Source organism: Arthrobacter sp. 4R501 (assembly GCF_002929755.1).
In the GTDB taxonomy this organism is placed as follows: Bacteria; Actinomycetota; Actinomycetes; order Actinomycetales; family Micrococcaceae; genus Arthrobacter.
The window spans coordinates 18,084-36,217 of record NZ_PJIW01000014.1 but is presented as its reverse complement, the minus strand read 5'-3'; the positions used below and the strand labels follow the sequence as shown (position 1 = coordinate 36,217).

Sequence of the window (18,134 nt, the reverse complement as noted above, 5' to 3'; positions counted from 1 at the left end):
GCAACTCCATTCACTACCCAAGCCAAGCCAAAAGAGGAAAACGTGTACGAAGGTGCAGTCCAGGAGCTGATCGACGAGCTCGGACGGCTTCCCGGTGTCGGTCCCAAATCCGCCCAGCGGCTTGCCTTCCACATCCTCGAAGCGGACCCGCAGGACATGAAGCGACTCGTGGAAGCCATCACCATGGTGAAGGAACGCGTGAAGTTCTGCACGGTATGCGGCAACGTCACCGAGCAGGAACTGTGCAACATCTGCCGGGATCCCCGGCGCGACCCGTCAGTCATTTGTGTAGTGGAGGAGTCTAAGGACGTCCTCGCCGTGGAGCGCACCCGGTCCTTCCGCGGCCGCTATCACGTGCTGGGCGGAGCCATCAACCCCATTGCCGGCGTTGGGCCCGAACAACTGCGGATCCGGGAACTCCTGACACGGCTGAACGACGGCGCCATCCAGGAAGTCATTATCGCCACCGACCCCAACCTCGAAGGCGAAGCAACGGCCACGTACCTGGCCAGGATGCTGAAGACAATCGGCATCGTGGTGACCCGTCTGGCCTCCGGGCTGCCTGTGGGCGGCGATCTTGAGTACGCCGACGAGGTCACCCTCGGGCGTGCATTCGAAGGCCGCCGCAACGCGCTAACCTGAGCGGACCTGCCCCTGACCTGGTCAGGCCGACAGGCTAAGGCAACAGGCTAAGGAAGACCGGCGGCCCCCTGGGTTCAGGGGGCCGGGCTGAGCCGTCGTCGGGCACACCGGCTTAGGCGATGCGGGTTCCGCGTGCCAGCCTGTGTGCCGGGGTGCGCAGCGAGCGCCAGCCCAGCCACATCAGCAGCCCGGCAAGCAGCAGCTGCAGGCCGAGCCCCAGCGGCCACAAGGGAGTGGACTGTGCCAGGTACTGCGGCTTGGCCTCCCCGTTGGCGCAGGGGTAGGTGCCCTCCGGACCGGCCATGGCGTAGCGTGCACCCTGGCTGATGGATTCGATGGCCCCCACCGGTGACGACATTCCGAGGCCACTGTTGACTCGGACCGTGTAGGGGATGGCATCGGCCACCACCACGTAAGGGTTCATGGCCAGCATCCACGCCACCCTTTCGGTGCGAACTGCTGGCTGGGCACGCAGCGGTCCGGAGCAGGTGTACTCCGGTTCCTGCGGCGCCGTTTCGTCGGGTACCCGCTGCAGCGGTTCAACATTGCGGTACTGCGCCTGGTTGGCCATAACGGTGCCCTGCGAGAGCCCTGTGCCCAGGCCGAAGGCGATCAGGGAACCGAAAACCAGCCCGGCCACTGCAAGGTACGTGACCACAATCGAGAACAGCGGGCGCCCCGCCAGCGCGGAAATTCCGACGCCGATGGCACACACCACGCCCAGTTCAACCGCCAGCATCAGCAGAGCCACGATGACGTGGCCCGGCGTCATGCCGCCGAGGGCCACTCCGATGACCAGGAACGGCGTGCTGGCAACCAGGAAGGCCAGGGCGGCGGCCCACGCGGCGAAGAACTTACCCCACAGGATCTGTCCGGGACGGAGCAGGGTCACCTGCAGGATGGCCAGGGTCCCGCCGGCGCGGTCGCCGTTGACGGCATTGGCAGACAGCGCTGGCGCCACCAGCAATGCGAAGAGGAGGACAAAGGCCAGGACCACCTCGAAGATCATGGACCCCGGACCGGTGTCGGGCGGCAGAAAGTTGGAGTAGGCGCGCTGGGCTTCGCGCTGGGCATTCCAGCTGGCCCACGTCAGCCAGGTCACCAGGCCCGTCAGGATGAACCAGATGGCCAGCATGATGTACCAGCCGCGGGACCGGAGCCGCTGCTTGAGTTCCAGGACCACCACGTCCCGGATGCCGGCAAGGTAGCCGGCACCAAAGCCGGAAGCCGGCGGGCGCTGCGTTGGTTCTGTCAGCTGGCTCATCGCCGCTCCCCCTCAAGGTTCATGTAAGTCTCTTCCAGGGCACCCGAGGCGGGGGCAAAGGAACTGACCCCGACGCCGGCCAGCACCAGGTCGCGCAGGAGGCGGGCGGCGTCGTCGTCGTTCAGCAACACCAGGCTGACGGCCGGCCGGCGGCCGTCCTCAACCCGGAACGCCAGGCCCAAGTCCGTGAGTTTGGCGGCGAGCGCTGCGCCGTCGGTTGCCGAGATGGCGTAGCGCCTGCCGGAGGCGGCAGCCGCGTCCGTGGTCTGGTGCCGGACCGTCCTCCCGCGGTTGACGAACACCGCTGCGTCCGCAATCTCGTCCAGCTCGCTGAGCACGTGGGAGGAGACAACGATGGACTTCCCCTCCGCCGCAAGCTGCCGCAGCATCACGCGCAGCTCCACCCGCGATCCCGGGTCCAGGCCCGACGCCGGCTCATCGAGCAGCAGCACGGACGGATCGTGTATCAGTGCGCGGGCCAGGCTGAGGCGCTGCTGCTGCCCCCGGGACAGGACACGGGCCGGCTGGTCTGCAAGGTCACTCAGGCGGACCCGGTCCAGCATCCCTGTGACGCGCTGCGGGATTCCGGCCTTGGGCAGCCGGTAGAAACGGGCTATCTGGGTGAGGATCTCACGGGCGGTCAGGGACTCCCACACGCCCAGGGTGTCCGGCATCCAGCCAATCCTTTTCCGCACTTCCGCGCGGTGGTGCTGCGGATCCAGCCCATCCACCGTGACAGTGCCGGAATCCGGCGCCAACAGTGAAGCCAGCATGAGCAACAGCGTGGTTTTGCCGGCACCGTTGGGGCCGATGAGTGCGGTGACTTTTCCCGCCGGAGCATGGAAATCCATGTGCTCGACGGCGTGCACCTGCCCGAAGCTGCGGCTCACCGCGGTGGCGCTGATGCCGTCCTGGCGCGGGCTTTCCGGCTGGGCCGGAATGCCTATTCTGTCCCAGTTTTCTGTCATTTCCCGAGCACCTGTCCCCCAAAGCCGTTCATGCATACTGACTATATGAGCCTACGCCTGAGCCGACGGGCGCAGTATCCGCCGGAAGGCTGAGATTTGGACACAATTCCGCGTCCGGCCACAGGCGGCGATAAACTGGGCTGACACGTCACGCCGTCCAGCAGCAAGGCCGTGCCTGACCTCCAGAACTCCGATTGATCCAGTGAAGGTACGCGCATGAGTACGCCCACTTCCGAAGTGCACACAGCAACGCAGCCACAGGAGCTGCCCGAAGGCACTGCCGTGACCAAACAGCTGATTGTGCAGAAGTTCGGCGGCTCCTCCGTGTCGGATGCCGAGGGCGTCAAGCGCGTCGCAAAGCGCGTGGTCGACGCGCAGCGGGCCGGCAACGAAGTGGTGGTGGTCGTATCCGCCATGGGCGACACCACCGACGAACTGCTGGACCTCGCCGCCCAGGTGACAGATTCCGCCCCTGCCCGCGAGATGGACATGCTCCTCTCGGCCGGTGAGCGCATCTCCATGGCCCTGCTCGCCATGGCCATCAACAAGTTCGGCGCCTCAGCACAGTCCTTCACCGGCTCCCAGGCCGGCATGATCACGGACGGCATCCACGGCAAGGCGCGCATTATCGACGTCGATCCGCACCGTATCCGTACGGCCCTGGACAAAGGGCACATCGCGATCGTGGCTGGCTTCCAGGGCATGAGCCGCAGCACCAACGAGATCACCACCCTGGGCCGCGGCGGCTCGGACACCACCGCCGTCGCCCTTGCGGCCGCACTCGACGCCGACGTGTGCGAGATCTACACAGACGTTGACGGCATCTACACCGCAGACCCCCGCGTGGTGCCGTCCGCCCAGAAAATCGACACCATCTCCAGCGAGGAAATGCTGGAACTCGCGGCGTCCGGCGCAAAGATCCTGCACCTGCGCTGCGTTGAATACGCGCGCCGGTTCGGCGTGCCGTTGCATGTCCGGTCCTCATTCAGCCAGAACGAAGGCACCTGGGTCATCCCCAGCGCCGAAGACAAGATCACCACTCAAGAGGGAGTTGCCTTGGAGCAGCCAATCATCTCCGGCGTTGCACACGACCGTTCCGAAGCCAAGGTCACTGTGGTGGGTGTACCGGACATCCCCGGCAAGGCGGCTGCGATCTTCCAGGTCATTGCCGACGCCCACTCGAACATCGACATGATCGTGCAGAACGTTTCGACGCACGGCACGGGCCGGACGGACATTTCCTTCACGCTCCCCATCGTTGAAGGCGCGGAGGCCCTGGAAGCGCTCAAGGCCGCGCAGCCGGACATCGGCTTCGAGAACATCGAATACAACGAACAGATCGGCAAACTGTCCCTGATCGGGGCCGGCATGCGGTCACACCCGGGCGTCTCCGCAACGTTCTTCAAGGCCCTTTCCGACGCCGGGATCAACATCAACATGATCTCCACCTCGGAAATCCGGATCTCCGTGGTGACACACGCCGATCTCCTCGATGACGCCGTCCGTGCCATCCACAAGGCCTTCGACCTGGACAGCGAGGACGAGGCAACCGTCTACGGCGGCACGGGGCGCTAAGCCTTAACGTACTGCACTAAAAAAGGATGTTCTGGGGCCGGATCTACCGGCCACCAGAACATTGCTTTTTTAGGGTGTAAGCGGGCAGCTCAGCCCTGCTTGTCCAATTCTTCGCGGCGCACGGCGTAGTGATGACCTTCGGAATCTGTTTCCACTACGAAGTGGGAAAGGTCCTCATCAGAGGCCTGCTCGAACTGATCATGCTTGTGGAGCACGGGCGAATCCGCGTCCAGACGCGTTGCCGGCCCGAAGACAAAACGGAGCCTGTCAGTCGCGTGCATAAAACCGGTGAGCGCATGTCCCATTGTTTCCACCCCCTTCCCGCGTTGCGGGCGAAAGAGCCGCTACCTCCTTTTGGAGTCAGTGCCCTTATTTTACGCCCGCAGCCCCAAAAAGGGCCTGGTGAGGTTCGGCCTGGCGGGGAGGCCGGGAGGGGCTCAGCGGAGGGACTGGTCGTCCGGGTTCCTGGGCACAACATACGTGCTGCCGTCCGGGCGCGTGACCGTTTCCCATTGCTGGGTTTCCCGCTCGCGCTGAGCCAGGAGTGCCCGGTTCTCTTCGGTCATATCATGCCCCAGGGAACTGCGGTTGGCCGGGCCGAAAATTGCCCTGAGCTTGCCGGTTGCCCGCATGAACCGCTGGGATGCGTTGCCCCTGTCAGCTGACTTTCCTCTGCCCATGAACGTGACCCCTTCGATAGAACCAATTACTGCTCCAGTGTACGCTAACAATTAGTGCACTAACTATTGGAGGAATGTGATGACGGTACGGGCCGGCGCCGCGCGGCAGCAGGACGATGACCTCCTCTTGGAGCAACAGCTCTGTTTTGCCCTCACCGTGGCATCCAGAAGCGTAGTGGGCGCCTACAAGCCCGTCCTCGAAAAGCTCGGACTCACCCACCCGCAATATCTCGTGATGCTGTGCCTGTGGGAATCAGCACCCCGCACCCTGCGCAGCATCAGTGAGGCCCTGGCGCAGGCCCCGGCCACTATCTCACCGCTTCTTCGGCGACTGGAGGAGGCCGGATTTGTCACCCGCCAGCGGGTGGACGGAAACGAACGCAGCCTTGCCGTGGGCCTGACGCCCGCCGGCGCAGCGCTGCGTCAGCAGGCCATTGCCGTCCCGGGCACCATGATGGAACGCCTGGGGCTGACCCGTGAGCAGGTGGGGGCGCTGCACAAATCCATGATGGGGCTCATAGCCGCCTCCGCCGGATCCAACGGGCAACCCGTCGGGGAGTAAATGCGGCAAGGCGTAAAATGGCAGCAACCTAGGAGGGTCCATGCGTTTGCGAACAGTACGGCCATTGCTGGCGGTCCTCGCCATTGCCGGGCTCGCCGCCTGTACGGGCACGCCTGACGGGACCGGGACTTCATCCGCCAGCCCCACAGCTAGCCCCACAACCAGTTCCTCCGCCAGCCCGGGCACTTCCGGGTCCCCCGCTCCGGACACCGAGACCACCGTCCCTGCGCCGTCACCTTCCGCACCCCCGGCCCCGACGGCAGGCCCCGGCGCCGGCAACGCCGAGCTTGCCATCATGGTCAGGCCCTCTCCCACCGAAGCGGCAGTGAACTACACGCTGGTCTGCCGCGGCGGCCTCCCCACGGCTGAGAGCAAGCACCCCAGGCCGGAGGCTGCGTGCGCTGCCCTCAAGAACAACGCTGCGCTCCTCAGCCCGGCCCCCAAGAGCAAAGACGTGGCCTGCACCGAACAATACGGCGGCCCGCAGACCGCCACGGTCACCGGGATTGTGGACGATACTCCCGTGGATGCCACGTTCGCGCGCACCAACGGCTGCGAAATCGGTGCCTGGAACGCAGCCCAGGACGTCCTGGGTGCCAGCGGTGGAGCAACGTAGCCTGCTGACGGCCGATGCCTGGCGTGCCCGCGAGGAAGCGCACGCCCAACGCGTCCGCCGTTACTCGGATCCCTACCTTGCCCGCCGCTCGGCAGGTCGGAAGCACCCGGTGGAGGACTTTCTTTTCACTTACTACACCCAGAAGCCTGGCCAACTGCTGCGCTGGCACCCGGGAGCCGGCGTCGTACTGACCGCTGAAGCGGCGTCCGCCCGCATGGGCTGGAAGCACTACCAAACGCTCGACGACGGCGAACTCGCCTCCCTTGGGCTGCCGCCAGGAACCCCTGCCGTGACTTTTGACCGCGCCCGGTTCCTGGCCGACCGGCACGAGGCTGTGGCCTTCGCGGACATCATTCTTCGCGGCACCGCTGCCCGGCCCGCGCAGCTCGGCTGCTTCGGGCTGCACGAATGGGCCATGGTCTACCGACAGGACAAATTCGACCTGCGCCATGAATACCTGCAACTGAGGCTGGGTTCGGCCGGCACGGACAAAGTGGTGGATGACAACCGGATCCGGTGCTCACACTTCGACGCCTTCCGCTTCTACACGCCCGACGCGACTGCACTGAACGAACTGGCGCCCAGCCGCGAAAACCAGCGGCACATGGAACAGCCGGGCTGCCTGCACGCCAACATGGACCTCTACAAGTGGGCGTACAAACTGCTGCCCGCGCTTCCCAGCGAACTGGTCATGGATTGCTTCGAACTGTCCTGGCGGATCCGGGCCATGGACATGCAGGCCTCCCCCTACGACCTCGCGGAGTGGGGTTACCCGCCCATTCGGATCGAAACCGCGGAAGGCAAAGCGGCCTACGTTGAGCACCAGCGCGCCTTCGCCGGTGAGGCTGCTGCGCTCCGAGGGCGCCTGGCGCAGGCCTTGGCACCGCTTCGAACTGCGGGGACGGCATGAAGGACCTCGAGCTGACCATCAGGGTCACGGAAGACCCCGGCTCCCCCGAGTACGAGTTCCGGCTGATTGTGCGCGATGGCCGCCCTGCTGACGGTTGCACCGTGCCCGATCCCGCAGCAGCGTTGTCAGCGATGGAACGCTTCGGTGAGGACATTTTCTTTCCTAAACCGGCCCCCCCGAAACTCTGCACGCAGCAATACGGCGGGCCGCAGGTGGCCGTTGTGACCGGCTCCATCAACGGCCGTCCCGTCAGTGTGACTTTCCGGCGAACCGATGGCTGTGAAATCTCCCGCTGGCGCGCCATGGCTCCCCTGCTCGGCGGGACAACTGGTTCCCGCGGCGAAATCTGACCATCGGCGGCAGCCTCCGCAAAACGGGAACGCCGCCGGAACCAAGCGGTCCGGCGGCGTTCCCATGCTGTTGCTGAAGGGCTAGAGATCCATGTTGCGGTTTCCGGAGAACTCCGGGACCTCCTGCTTCTTCTTTTCCTTCTTGACCTTGTCCTTCTTGTCGTTGGCAGGGTCACCGGCAGTTTCATCAGCAGGGACCACCAAAGCACTGCCTGGTGTGACAACCACAGAGACGAAGGTGGGCGCGCTCGAACCGGCGAACGTCACCCGGCCGATATAGGAGCCTTCAGCGAGATCCTTCCACTGGAGCTTCAGAATGCCCGACTGGCCGTTCCCGAGCCGCAGCGGATTGGGGGTCACCGTGGCATTTCCCACGTTGGCTCCCAACACCGCAGCGTCCACGGACGCCTTCGTGGGCTGCCCATTGGGGCTTGCGTAGAGGTTCACAAGAATCGTGTAAACGCCCGGAGCCGGGTTCGGAACCGAAATTGATTCACTGGCAGAGGCCGTCTGGGCCAGCAGGGCCTGGCCCGCCGGGTTGAAGACCACCATGTCGAAGTCGGCGGCCTCGTCCGAGGAAAAGACGGAGAACTTTGCCAACGGCGATCCTGCCGGAACGGTGACCTCCTTGGCGAAGTTGGACGCGTCCGTTTCCAGGGCCAGCGGCCCTGGAACCAGTTCGATGGCCGAGGAGTCAGCCTTGGACAGGCCGTCCAAAGTAATTTTCACGGGCGCGTTGGTGCCCGAAACCACCGGAATGTCGCCCTGCCCCTGGCCCCCTTCCGAGGTAAACGCCAGGTTTGCCGGTGCCACCACCGACTGCGGGCGGACGGCCACCGGCGATGCCACGTTCTTGCCGGCACCCTGCCAGACGAGGTTGCCCATGGCAAACTGCCCCAAGGCAGCGCTGGTGTTCTCAAACTTGACCTGGAAGGTGCGCTTCTCGCCGGCAGCGTTGAAGCTAAGGATCGACGGCGTGACCGTCACCTTGACGCCGGGAACGCTGGCCTTGGCCCGGTAAACGCCTGGGGTCAGCGCGGTGACAGTCCGCGTGACCTCTGTCTTGCCGGTGAGTGCCCCCAGCGCGAACGAGGCAACATTCATATCCCGCGGTGCGGTTGTTCCGAGACCCGGGATGCCCAGGTCCAGGCCCGTTCCCTGGATGAACTTCAGGTAGTCGTCCTCGGAGTTGTCGTAGACCAGGCCGGGATCCAGGACCCGCGCAATGTCCACCTGGCCGGCGCCGGTGGCGAACACGTCACCGTTCCGGCTGCCGTCTGCGTTCTTGATGTCAGCTGCCGTGGTCATCATGGCTGACTTGACGGTGGCCGGAGACCATGTGGGGTTCTTGGCCAGAATCAAGGCGCCAAATCCGGCCACGTGCGGCGCGGCCATTGACGTCCCGGACATCATGCCGAACTGGTCGCCGCCGGAACCGATGGGCGAAACGCCTGCCAGCACTGCCACACCCGGCGCCGCCACGTCAGGCTTGAGCAAGTCTGAGCCGGTAGCGAGCAGCGGGCCCCGGGAGGAGAAGCCGGCGATCTGCGGCTGCGGCGCGGGCGGAAGGCCGGTGGTATCCGTGTTCACCAGGGAGACCTTGATGCCGGGGTTGGCGATGATCTTGTCCTTGATCTGCTGCGTGGCCGGCGGGTTCACGTGCACTGTCGGGACTGCGTGGCGGTCAAGGTCCTCGGAGGAGGTGGTTACGTTGACCAGAATCATGCCGATACCGCCGACGCGCTGCACCTCGGCGCTCTTGGCTACGCGGTCCACCACCCCGCGGTCGCAGACAACAATCTTCCCTGTCACCTTGGCGGGATCCAGCGCATTGGGTGCGCACAGTTCCGGGTTTGCTGCGCCGGCGGCTGCGGCACTTGCCGCCAGCACAACGTTGCTCGCAGGAACGGGAGCGGACATAAGACTGGCGCCGCGGTACTTGCTGCCGTCCTCAAATTCGACGGTTCCCTGCAACTCCGTGGAGAAGGAGCTCGCGGCCACCGTGGTCAGCCACGGAGCGCCGTGGTTCACGGTGCTTGCCGTGGGTCCCGAGTTTCCAGCGGATGCCGCAACAAAGATTCCGGCGGACGCCGCGGAAAGGAAAGCCAGGGAAACCGGGTCCGTGGTGGTTGAGGTGCTGCCGGAGATGGAGTAGTTGAGCACATCCACGCCGTCCAGGATGGCTTGATTGATCGCGGCCACGGACGCGGAGCTGTAGCACCCGCCCGTGGCCGGGTTGTCGTCCTCCCAGCACACCTTGTAGACGGAGATCTTTGCCGCCGGCGCCACGCCGCCGGTGATGCCCATATCGGTTGCACCAAGGTTGGCCCGGACGTTCGCGTTGCCCGCGGCGGTGCTGGCCGTGTGCGTTCCGTGGCTTCCCACATCCACGGGCGAAATCACTTCTTCGGGCGCGCGGTTCTCCGGCGCCACGTACGCCATGTAGTCGTCAGCGAAGTAGCGGGCACTCAGGACTTTGGAGTTGCAGGCACTGCCGTCAAACGCCGCCCCGGTTCCCTGGCCCTTCTGGCACTCTCCGACGAAGGTGTCGCCGTCGGACTTGAGCATGGCGATGTTGCCGTCCGCGGTGCGGTACGGGGCGCCCACCTGGGCCTGGCCGGCGAGTGGTTGCACGTCGTCCCCGGCGAAGAACGGGTTGGAGGGGGTGTAGCCGGAGTCAATAACGCCAACTACGACGCCTTTGCCGGCATTTTCCTGTCCGCCGAAGGCAGTCTTCCAGAGGCCGTTTTCACCGCTGAGCCCAAGGAAGTCCGTGCTGGAGTAATCCGGCGCGTTCTCCGTGTCCGGTGCCACGATAAGGACGGCCGGGTCCTTGGCGAGCTTAGCGGCCTGGTCGGCGGTCAGATCGGCCGAGAACCCGTTGATGGCAGCCGTGTACTGACGCTTGATCCGGACGCTTTCGGACCCGGCCACAGCGTTCTGCCTGCCCTCAAGGTGCGCCTGGTACTGCTGGACTTCGGGCCGGTCTGCGTCAAGCTTGCGGCCCTTCTGGGGCTTCGTCGCTGCGAGTCCGGGAGTCCCGCCGTCGTAGGTGGCCGCCGGCCTCTCGGCCAGGACCACAATGTAGCGGCCGGCGGGGTAGTCGCCGGGGTTGATCTTCTTTGAGGCAACTGCCGTGTTTGCTTCAGCGGGCGCCGCGATAGCGGGGCTCATCGCCATCGAAGAAAGGAGCAGCGGCAAGCCCACGGCCAATGCCGCTGCTTTCCGGAGTCCCCCGCCCCGAATGGGGCTTTTTCCAGTTGATTTCACGAGCGACTACACCTTTCACGAGGAACGGCCGGCCACGTTGCCGGTCTGGAGCAGCTGGGAACGGCACACGACATTACAGATTTTGTAATGCTGTGACCAGCCGTTACAAACAGTACAGACTGAGAGCTGAATATGACATAGGACACATCAGGTGTATAGGTCAATCATGCAGCTACAAGGCGGGGCCGGGAAGGCACAAAAGAAAGACCCACGCGGGCCGGACTTTGGAAATGTCCAGCTCCGCGCGGAGGTCTTCTTTGGTGCTAGGAAATCACCTGGCTCAACCCTTGGGCGTCACCTGCAGGCGGCCGAAGGAGACCCGCTTGCCGTCCTTGTCCAGCACCACCACGTCGTCGCGGTTGCTCTGAACACCTGAGGGCAGGATGAACTCCACTGTGTTGTCGGTGGTGGGGAAAATCCAGCCGATCCGGTAGCTCTTCTCGTTCAGGTACACGTAATACCACTGGCCGTAGTCGAGACCCTTCAGGGTCACCTTCTGGCCGTTGCGGTACTTGTCCTGCGTGCCGAGGTCGAACGGAGCCGTCTGTTCCTCGAGGTCCTGGACGGCGAGGACGGGGACCGTCTCGGGCTGCGACGGCTGGAGAGCCAGCACCAGCGCGCCGCCGGTCACCGTGGCGGTGACTTCCTTGGCGCCGTTTGTGGCAGTTGCCGCGAACGAGACCGCGTCGAGCCGGCCTGCCGCGATGTCGGCTGCGGTCAGGACGTGCTCGCGCGTTGCCGTCACGGTCCCGCCAACGGCCAAGGCGTCCTGGCTGATGGAGGCGTCCGGGGCACTGAGCCCGGTCAGGGCGACGTTGCCGGCGTTGCCAACGGTGTAGGCGTATGAGACGGTATCGCCTTCGTTGGCGAAACGGTCTCCCGTTGGCGTCGTTCCACTCGGCGGCTACGGCGCCTTCCAGCTCGGCGTCCCGGACCTTCAGGTCCACTTCGCCACCGTCGAACGTGTAGACCTTGCTGCTCTGGCCCGTGGAACTGACCTCCACTTGCGGCGGGGCACAAAAACGGGCGCCCCCGTTCAGGGACGCCCGGTTGAGGTTTGGGCAAAGACTTGAGGCCTGGATAAAGACTGGGCGCCTACTGCCTGGGGGTCCGAACCACGTCACTGATCCACTGGCGGGTCTTTTCGTCCACGGGGCCGGCCACGCGCGTTTCCCGGGCAGCCCGGTCCGCCTTGATCTTCTGCATAACCATCCGGCCCAACCCGGCAAAAACGGCCATGGCCATCATCGGCAACAGCAGAGATTTCGATTTTTCAGCCATGCGGTAATCCTAGTGACGCTTGCTCCGCGAGGCCATAGCCGCCGTCGTCCTCTACCTCCCGAAAGCCCGCCCCGCCGCGATGACTGTGGCCGATCCCACCGAATACAGGGTGCGGCGCTCGGCCCGGTAGAATGGCCTAGCAAGCTCGCGGAGCGCCCGTCCACACTGTTCGAAAAAGAACGTCCCCAGCATCCCGGAACGGCGTAAGACGGCGTGACTCCGCTGCGCCCTTACCCAATGCTCACGCACAGGAGTTGCCGGATGCCCCGGATCGTTGTTGACGTCATGCCCAAGCCCGAGATTCTGGACCCGCAGGGGAAGGCCATCGTGGGTGCACTCCCCCGTCTGGGCTTCACCAGCTTTAGCTCTGTCCGCCAGGGCAAGCGCTTTGAACTGACGGTTGAGGGCGAGGTGACCGACGCAATCCTGGCCCAGGCCCGCGAAGCCGCCGAGACCCTGCTGTCCAACCCCGTGATCGAAGACGTCGTCAACGTCGAGGTCGTCGAGGCCTGAGATGACTGAACTTCCCTTGATCGGCGAGGCAATCGCCGTCGCCGCCGAGCCCCGGCTCGCCGGTGCCCGGATCGGCGTCGTCACCTTCCCAGGCACCCTTGACGACCGCGACGCCGCCCGGGCAGTCCGGCTCGCCGGCGGCACCGCAGTGCCGCTCTGGCACGCAGACACCACCCTGGGTGACGTGGACGCCGTCGTGATTCCCGGCGGTTTCTCCTACGGCGACTACCTCCGGGCCGGCGCCATTGCCCGCTTCGCGCCGCTGATGTCCAAAATCATCGACGCCGCGAACTCCGATGCCAAGCTGCCTGTGCTGGGCATCTGCAACGGCTTCCAGATCTTGACCGAGTCGCACCTGCTGCCCGGCTCCATGATCAAGAACGACCACCTGAAGTTCATGTGCCGCGACCAGGTCCTGCGTGTGGAAAACAGCAACACCGCCTGGACCCTGGACTACGAGGCCGGCCAGGAAATCACGGTGCCGCTGAAGAACCAGGACGGCCAGTACATCGCCGACGAAAAGGTGCTGGACGCGCTCGAGGCTGAAGGCCGCGTGGTGTTCCGGTACGTGGGCTTCAACCCCAACGGCTCCCGCCGCGACATCGCCGGCATCTCCAACGCCGCCGGCAACGTGGTGGGGCTTATGCCCCACCCCGAGCACGCGGTGGAAGTTGGCTTCGGCCCCGAATCCCTGGACGGGATCGGCGGGTCCGACACCGACGGGCTGGGTTTCTTCACCTCCGTACTGAACAAGATTGTGGGAGGCAACAAATGACCGAGATCAATTCGGTGGTCGAGCCTGTCGAGACCAAGAAGTTCAACATTGACACCGTCGAGAACGCTGCCAAAACGCCGGACACCGAACTGCCGTGGGCCGAACTGGGCCTGAAGCAGAACGAGTTCGATGAGGTAGTCAAGGTCCTGGGCCGCCGCCCCACCGGCGCCGAGCTGGCCATGTACTCCGTCATGTGGAGCGAGCACTGCTCCTACAAGTCCTCGAAGAACCACCTGCGCCAGTTCGGCGAAAAGGTGACCGACGAGATGAAGAAGGACATGCTGGTGGGCATCGGCGAGAACGCCGGCGTCACCAACCTGGGCGACGGCTGGGCCGTGACGTTCAAGATCGAGTCCCACAACTCGCCGTCGTTCGTGGAGCCCTACCAGGGTGCTGCCACCGGCATCGGCGGCATTGTCCGCGACATCATCTCCATGGGCGCCCGCCCGGTGGCCGTGATGGACCCGCTGCGCTTCGGCGCCATCGACCACCCGGACACCGCCCGCGTAATGCACGGTGCCGTCGCTGGCATCGGCGGCTACGGCAACTCGCTGGGCCTGCCGAACATCGGCGGCGAAATGGTCTTCGATTCTGTCTACCAGGGCAACCCGCTGGTTAATGCGCTGGCTGTCGGCGTGATGCGCCACGAGGACATCCGCCTCGCCAACGCGTCCGGCAAGGGCAACAAGGTGGTCCTGTTCGGTGCACGCACCGGCGGCGACGGCATCGGGGGCGCCTCGGTGCTGGCCTCCGAGTCCTTCGACGACACCAAGCCGTCCAAGCGCCCCGCGGTCCAGGTGGGCGACCCCTTCGCCGAGAAGGTCCTGATCGAGTGCTGCCTGGAGCTCTTCAAGGGCTCCCTCGTTGAGGGCATCCAGGACCTCGGCGCCGCTGGCATCTCCTGCGCCACGTCCGAGCTCGCCTCCAACGGCGACGGCGGCATGGAAGTTGAACTGACCTCCGTCCTGCTGCGCGACCCCACGCTGACCCCCGGCGAAATCCTGATGTCCGAGTCGCAGGAACGCATGATGGCCGTGGTCACGCCGGAGAACATCGCCGCCTTCGAAGCTGTGATGGACAAGTGGGCCGTGGAGTACTCCTGGCTCGGCGAGGTCACCGACACCGGCCGCCTGATCATCACCTGGGACGGCGTAGTCATCGTGGACGTCGACCCGCGCACCGTGGCCCACGACGGCCCCGTATATGACCGCCCGTACGCCCGCCCCTCATGGCAGGATTCCGTACAGGCCGATTCCTTCACCGGCTCAGTGCAGGACACCGGCCGCCCCTCCGCCCCCGCGGAACTGGCTGCCGCCGTCACCGAGCTCGTGGCCTCACCGAACATGTGCAGCAAGGACTGGATCACCAACCAGTACGACCGGTACGTGGGCGGCAACACCGCCCTGGCGTTCCCGGACGACGCCGGTGTGGTCCGCGTGGACGAGGAAACCGGCCTGGGCGTTGCCCTGGCCACCGACGCCAACGGCCGCTACACCTACCTCGATCCGTACCACGGCGCACAGCTGGCGCTGGCCGAGGCCTACCGCAACGTGGCCACCTCCGGCGCCGTACCGATGGCCGTCAGCGACTGCCTGAACTTCGGCTCCCCCGAGGACCCGGACGTCATGTGGCAGCTCGCGGAGGCCATCCGCGGCCTGTCCGATGCCTGCATGGTGCTGGGCATCCCAGTCACCGGCGGCAACGTCTCGCTCTACAACCAGACGGGCACCACACCCATCCACCCCTCCCCCGTGGTGGCAGTGCTGGGCAAGCTCGACGACGTCGCCCGCCGCACGCCGTCGGGCTGGCGCGAGGATGGCCAGGCCATCTACCTGCTGGGCACGACGGCGGCCGAGCTGGACGGTTCCGAGTGGGCCAACATGCGCGGCCACCTCGGTGGGCTGCCGCCCAAGGTTGACCTTGCCGCCGAACGCGAGCTGGGTGAAATCCTGATCAACGCATCCCGCGACGGCATGGTTGACTCCGCGCACGACCTCTCCGAGGGCGGCCTTGCGGCAGCCCTGGTGGAGTCCGCACTGCGCTATGGCGTGGGTGCCCGGATCGCCCTGCAGGATGTCCTGGACCGCGACGGCGTGGACCTGTTCACGGCACTGTTCTCCGAGTCACAGGGCCGCGCGGTTGTCGGCGTGCCCCGCTCGGAAGAGGTCCGGTTCAAGGACATGTGCACGGCCCGCGGCTTTGCCCACACCCGCATCGGCGTGGTGGACGCAGCCAGCGGCAACCTGGAGATCAACGGCGTGGACACCATGTCCCTGGCCGCCCTCCGCGAAGCTCACGAGGCGACCCTGCCGAAGTACTTCGGCTAGTCCCCACCCTCAAACCAACGCGGGGTCACTTTCCGCCCAATAATCCCCTTGGGATGGGCGAGTGACCCCGCGTTGGTTTAATCGTCGCTGCGGAGCTCCCGCTGCCTTGAGCTGAGCAGCTCAAATTCGGGCCGGGCGGCCACAAAGCGTTCGACGGCGGTGAGCACCTCCACGACGTGCGCCCGGTCTGCTGCCACCAGCCCGGCGCCCACCTGCGAGCGCCGGTACTGGTCGTGGTCCCCCACCTCCGCGACGGACACGTCGAAGCGGCGCTTGAGCTCGGCCAGCAGCGGCCTGATGACGGAGCGTTTCTCCTTCAGGCTCTGGACGTCGCCAAGGAGGATGTCGAATTCAATCCAGCCGATCCACATGCAGTAATCGTATCGATTGCTCCGATGAGGTCAGATGGTGAGTTCGCCCATCCGGTCCCAGCCGTCGCCGTCGAGCTGGCGGCTGATGATGCGCGGCGTCTCAGCCAGCGCCTGCGGCATGTCCGCCATGGCCTGCTTGAAGTGCGTGCTGTTGACGTGTTCCCCGGCGGCGTCGTCCTTGAAGGCTTCCACCAGGACAAACTCGTTGGGGTCATCCACACTGCGGGACCAGTCGAACCACAGGTTGCCGGGCTCCGCCCGTGTGGCTTGGGTAAAGGCGTCAACGAGGCCCAGCCAGCGCTCGGACCACTCGGGTTTGACCTTGAATTTCACGACGATGAAGATCATGCGGTATTCCTTCCGTTGCGGGGGTGTGGGTTGTTCAGCCTGCGGCCAGGGCAAGGTCACAGGCCTTGATGGCCTCACGTGCAGCCTGCTGCTGCGCCGGGGTTCCTGCCCGTTCCGCCCACTGTTCGGCCAGCTGGAACTCCACCAGCGCCTCGGTAAACCGGCTGGCGCCGTGGAAAGTCCAGCCAAGGTTGTTGTGCAGCGCCACCATCCAGCGCCGTGTGTGCGGATCGTGGGCTGTGGACGCGTATTCGAGGGCGCTCCGGGTCCACAGTTCAGCGTGGGCGGAGTCTGCCAGGGCCAGCATGTGCAGCGCGTCGACGGCGAGGAACTCCTCGCCGAGGTGGTCGCCGAGCTCGGCTGCCTGTTCGAACAGGGGTACGGCCATGGCGGCGTGGCCGCTGGAGTTCAGGACGCGTCCGCGTTCCAGCAGGATCCGCACGCCGACGGTGGGTTCTTCCTCGCCGTCCACGGAGTCCAGCAAGGCATCCGCCTCCTCGTAGCGGCCCTGCAGGCCAATGGCCCGGCCAAGCTGCGTGGCGAGTTCGGCCTTTTCGTAGGTGTCGTAGGTTGGGTCAGCAAGGGCGTCCCGGAAGCGCTGTTCGGACAGCTCGGGATCCCCAAAGTTCCATAGGCGGTCAAGGGTCGATTGGTCCAGCATGTACCTTCTCCTGATCAGCTTTCACCTGCGGCGAGTTGGCGTGCCCCTCCAACGTATCGCGAAGTGATGTGCCGTTGCGCCGCCCGGGCCAGCAGGCCTCCCGCCTGGTAGAACCAGTTCGCGTGCCTGCTGAAGGCGGTGATCTTCAGGAACACCCGCCCGTCAGCGCCGATCTCAACTTCGAAGGCTTCTTCGCCGCGTTCAGGATGGCCGGGCAGCGTGCCGTAGCCGAAACCCGCTGACTGGGGGCCGTCTCCCGGCACCGGCCGCCGCACCCAGACCACCTCGCACGGGGCATTAATACGGAAAGGCCCGACGCCGAACCCGCTCACCACGCGCGCGCCGGGGATCACGAACTCGGACTCGGTCCGGACGCGCAGTCCGGACCGACGCTGCAGTTCCCATGTAAGGATTCCGTACGCCACCCGGCGGTAGAGCGCCAACCCCTCACCCAGGTACTCCTGCGATACGAGGCAGGCGTAGCCTTCCGGCGCCCGGCCGTGCTCGGTGGAGCCGATGCCCGGGTAGTTGAGGCCGCCGGCAGCCAGGCGCTTCCCGGTCAACGGGGCCCGCCCGAAGAACCGGACAGCCGCGCCCATCCCAGCTGCTCCTGTTGCTTGCGGCTCAGGGAGGCCACCACCAGATCGTAGGAATCCTCCACCATGTCCCGGACCATGGCATCGGGCAGGTTTCCGTCCAGACGCACGCCGTTCCAATGCGTCTTGTTCATGTGCCATGCGCCGGTGATTTCCGGGTGGGCGGCCCGCAGCTGCTCAGCCAAAGCGGGTTCACATTTCAGGCTCACGGACCAGTCGTCGGGGTTCATGGCGGACGCCGCAAACATCTTGGCTTCATGCCGCGCGCCACCCGCCACGGCAGCCCGGACCTTAAACACGGAGGTCTCCGGACCGAAGGGAAAATCCTCGAAGGCACCGGGAAATGACAGGCATATTGCCTTGAGTTGGGCTGCGTCCATGGACCGAGCCTACAAAGCCCTTCCCGGCGGTGCTAGTCTGCGAAG

21 protein-coding genes are annotated in these 18,134 nt (G+C 65.4%); 9 read left to right on the top strand and 12 right to left on the bottom strand.

What is annotated here, in order from left to right; genetic code table 11:
* Positions 1 to 42 precede the first annotated feature (42 nt).
* Positions 43 to 642 carry a recombination mediator RecR gene (gene recR / locus CXR02_RS14780; protein ID WP_056348564.1) on the top strand — a complete coding sequence of 200 codons (600 nt, stop codon included), beginning with the start codon at positions 43 to 45 and terminating at the stop codon, positions 640 to 642.
* A gap of 112 nt (positions 643 to 754) precedes the next feature.
* Here the strand turns inward: recR and CXR02_RS14775 are convergent, their stop codons facing one another.
* Positions 755 to 1,906 (bottom strand): ABC transporter permease, encoded by a 1,152-nt coding sequence (locus CXR02_RS14775; protein ID WP_104062674.1) that lies wholly within the window; start codon positions 1,904 to 1,906, stop codon positions 755 to 757.
* On the bottom strand, positions 1,903 to 2,874 hold the full coding sequence (locus CXR02_RS14770; protein ID WP_104062673.1) for an ABC transporter ATP-binding protein: 972 nt from the start codon (positions 2,872 to 2,874) through the stop codon (positions 1,903 to 1,905). The genes CXR02_RS14775 and CXR02_RS14770 overlap by 4 nt, the downstream gene beginning before the upstream one ends.
* A 216-nt stretch (positions 2,875 to 3,090) precedes the next feature.
* On the opposite strand from CXR02_RS14770, the gene CXR02_RS14765 reads away from it, so the two are divergent.
* The gene (locus tag CXR02_RS14765; protein WP_058930163.1) at positions 3,091 to 4,449 is read left to right on the top strand and encodes an aspartate kinase; all 1,359 of its coding nucleotides are present in this window, start codon (positions 3,091 to 3,093) and stop codon (positions 4,447 to 4,449) included.
* An 89-nt stretch (positions 4,450 to 4,538) separates the two neighbouring features.
* Here CXR02_RS14765 and CXR02_RS14760 read toward each other — a convergent pair whose 3' ends face one another.
* Together CXR02_RS14760 and CXR02_RS14755 are read right to left on the bottom strand one after the other, a co-directional pair.
* Entirely contained in the window at positions 4,539 to 4,754 is a 216-nt protein-coding gene (locus CXR02_RS14760) for a hypothetical protein (RefSeq protein WP_058930164.1), read from the bottom strand.
* A gap of 132 nt (positions 4,755 to 4,886) precedes the next feature.
* The gene (locus CXR02_RS14755; protein WP_104062672.1) at positions 4,887 to 5,129 is read right to left on the bottom strand and encodes a hypothetical protein; all 243 of its coding nucleotides are present in this window, start codon (positions 5,127 to 5,129) and stop codon (positions 4,887 to 4,889) included.
* A 79-nt stretch (positions 5,130 to 5,208) separates the two neighbouring features.
* On the opposite strand from CXR02_RS14755, the gene CXR02_RS14750 reads away from it, so the two are divergent.
* Genes CXR02_RS14750 through CXR02_RS14735 form a run of 4 tightly spaced genes read left to right on the top strand, consistent with a single transcriptional unit; the run spans position 5,209 to position 7,567 of the window.
* Positions 5,209 to 5,691 carry a MarR family winged helix-turn-helix transcriptional regulator gene (locus CXR02_RS14750; protein ID WP_104062671.1) on the top strand — a complete coding sequence of 161 codons (483 nt, stop codon included), beginning with the start codon at positions 5,209 to 5,211 and terminating at the stop codon, positions 5,689 to 5,691.
* Positions 5,692 to 5,731: 40 nt separating this feature from the next.
* The gene (locus tag CXR02_RS14745; RefSeq protein ID WP_104062670.1) at positions 5,732 to 6,307 is read left to right on the top strand and encodes an SSI family serine proteinase inhibitor; all 576 of its coding nucleotides are present in this window, start codon (positions 5,732 to 5,734) and stop codon (positions 6,305 to 6,307) included.
* Positions 6,285 to 7,217, top strand: coding sequence for a 3-methyladenine DNA glycosylase (locus CXR02_RS14740; RefSeq protein WP_181037248.1), 933 nt, complete (start codon positions 6,285 to 6,287; stop codon positions 7,215 to 7,217). The genes CXR02_RS14745 and CXR02_RS14740 overlap by 23 nt, the downstream gene beginning before the upstream one ends.
* Positions 7,214 to 7,567, top strand: a complete 354-nt coding sequence (locus CXR02_RS14735) for a serine protease inhibitor (RefSeq protein WP_104062668.1) — start codon at positions 7,214 to 7,216, stop codon at positions 7,565 to 7,567. The genes CXR02_RS14740 and CXR02_RS14735 overlap by 4 nt, the downstream gene beginning before the upstream one ends.
* 81 nt (positions 7,568 to 7,648) lie before the next feature.
* Here CXR02_RS14735 and CXR02_RS14730 read toward each other — a convergent pair whose 3' ends face one another.
* From CXR02_RS14730 to CXR02_RS14720, 3 genes are all read right to left on the bottom strand, one after another.
* Positions 7,649 to 10,747: a S8 family serine peptidase gene (locus CXR02_RS14730; RefSeq protein ID WP_104062750.1), complete on the bottom strand. Its 3,099-nt coding sequence runs from the start codon at positions 10,745 to 10,747 to the stop codon at positions 7,649 to 7,651.
* A 370-nt stretch (positions 10,748 to 11,117) separates the two neighbouring features.
* The gene (locus tag CXR02_RS23230; RefSeq protein WP_181037247.1) at positions 11,118 to 11,582 is read right to left on the bottom strand and encodes a hypothetical protein; all 465 of its coding nucleotides are present in this window, start codon (positions 11,580 to 11,582) and stop codon (positions 11,118 to 11,120) included.
* A 350-nt stretch (positions 11,583 to 11,932) separates the two neighbouring features.
* On the bottom strand, positions 11,933 to 12,118 hold the full coding sequence (locus CXR02_RS14720; RefSeq protein WP_104062667.1) for a hypothetical protein: 186 nt from the start codon (positions 12,116 to 12,118) through the stop codon (positions 11,933 to 11,935).
* Positions 12,119 to 12,379: 261 nt separating this feature from the next.
* Between CXR02_RS14720 and purS the strand changes: the two genes are divergently transcribed.
* Genes purS through purL form a run of 3 tightly spaced genes read left to right on the top strand, consistent with a single transcriptional unit; the run spans position 12,380 to position 15,733 of the window.
* Positions 12,380 to 12,631, top strand: a complete 252-nt coding sequence (gene purS, locus CXR02_RS14715) for a phosphoribosylformylglycinamidine synthase subunit PurS (RefSeq protein WP_056348600.1) — start codon at positions 12,380 to 12,382, stop codon at positions 12,629 to 12,631.
* Position 12,632: 1 nt separating this feature from the next.
* Positions 12,633 to 13,406 (top strand): phosphoribosylformylglycinamidine synthase subunit PurQ, encoded by a 774-nt coding sequence (purQ, locus tag CXR02_RS14710; protein WP_058930174.1) that lies wholly within the window; start codon positions 12,633 to 12,635, stop codon positions 13,404 to 13,406.
* The gene (gene purL / locus CXR02_RS14705; RefSeq protein ID WP_104062666.1) at positions 13,403 to 15,733 is read left to right on the top strand and encodes a phosphoribosylformylglycinamidine synthase subunit PurL; all 2,331 of its coding nucleotides are present in this window, start codon (positions 13,403 to 13,405) and stop codon (positions 15,731 to 15,733) included. Before purQ ends, purL begins: the two co-directional genes overlap by 4 nt.
* A gap of 77 nt (positions 15,734 to 15,810) precedes the next feature.
* On the opposite strand, the gene CXR02_RS14700 is transcribed toward purL, so the two are convergent.
* The 5 genes from CXR02_RS14700 to CXR02_RS14680 are packed head-to-tail and all read right to left on the bottom strand — an operon-like array spanning position 15,811 to position 18,089.
* Positions 15,811 to 16,104 carry a DUF503 domain-containing protein gene (locus CXR02_RS14700; RefSeq protein WP_104062665.1) on the bottom strand — a complete coding sequence of 98 codons (294 nt, stop codon included), beginning with the start codon at positions 16,102 to 16,104 and terminating at the stop codon, positions 15,811 to 15,813.
* A 30-nt stretch (positions 16,105 to 16,134) separates the two neighbouring features.
* On the bottom strand, positions 16,135 to 16,452 hold the full coding sequence (locus CXR02_RS14695) for a putative quinol monooxygenase (protein WP_104062664.1): 318 nt from the start codon (positions 16,450 to 16,452) through the stop codon (positions 16,135 to 16,137).
* Positions 16,453 to 16,486: 34 nt separating this feature from the next.
* Complete coding sequence (locus CXR02_RS14690; protein ID WP_104062663.1) at positions 16,487 to 17,113, bottom strand: hypothetical protein; 627 nt, start codon at positions 17,111 to 17,113, stop codon at positions 16,487 to 16,489.
* Between the two features lie 14 nt (positions 17,114 to 17,127).
* Positions 17,128 to 17,712, bottom strand: a complete 585-nt coding sequence (locus CXR02_RS14685) for a DUF1990 family protein (RefSeq protein ID WP_104062662.1) — start codon at positions 17,710 to 17,712, stop codon at positions 17,128 to 17,130.
* Complete coding sequence (locus CXR02_RS14680) at positions 17,673 to 18,089, bottom strand: MmcQ/YjbR family DNA-binding protein (RefSeq protein ID WP_104062661.1); 417 nt, start codon at positions 18,087 to 18,089, stop codon at positions 17,673 to 17,675. The genes CXR02_RS14685 and CXR02_RS14680 overlap by 40 nt, the downstream gene beginning before the upstream one ends.
* Between the last annotated feature and the right edge of the window lie 45 nt (positions 18,090 to 18,134).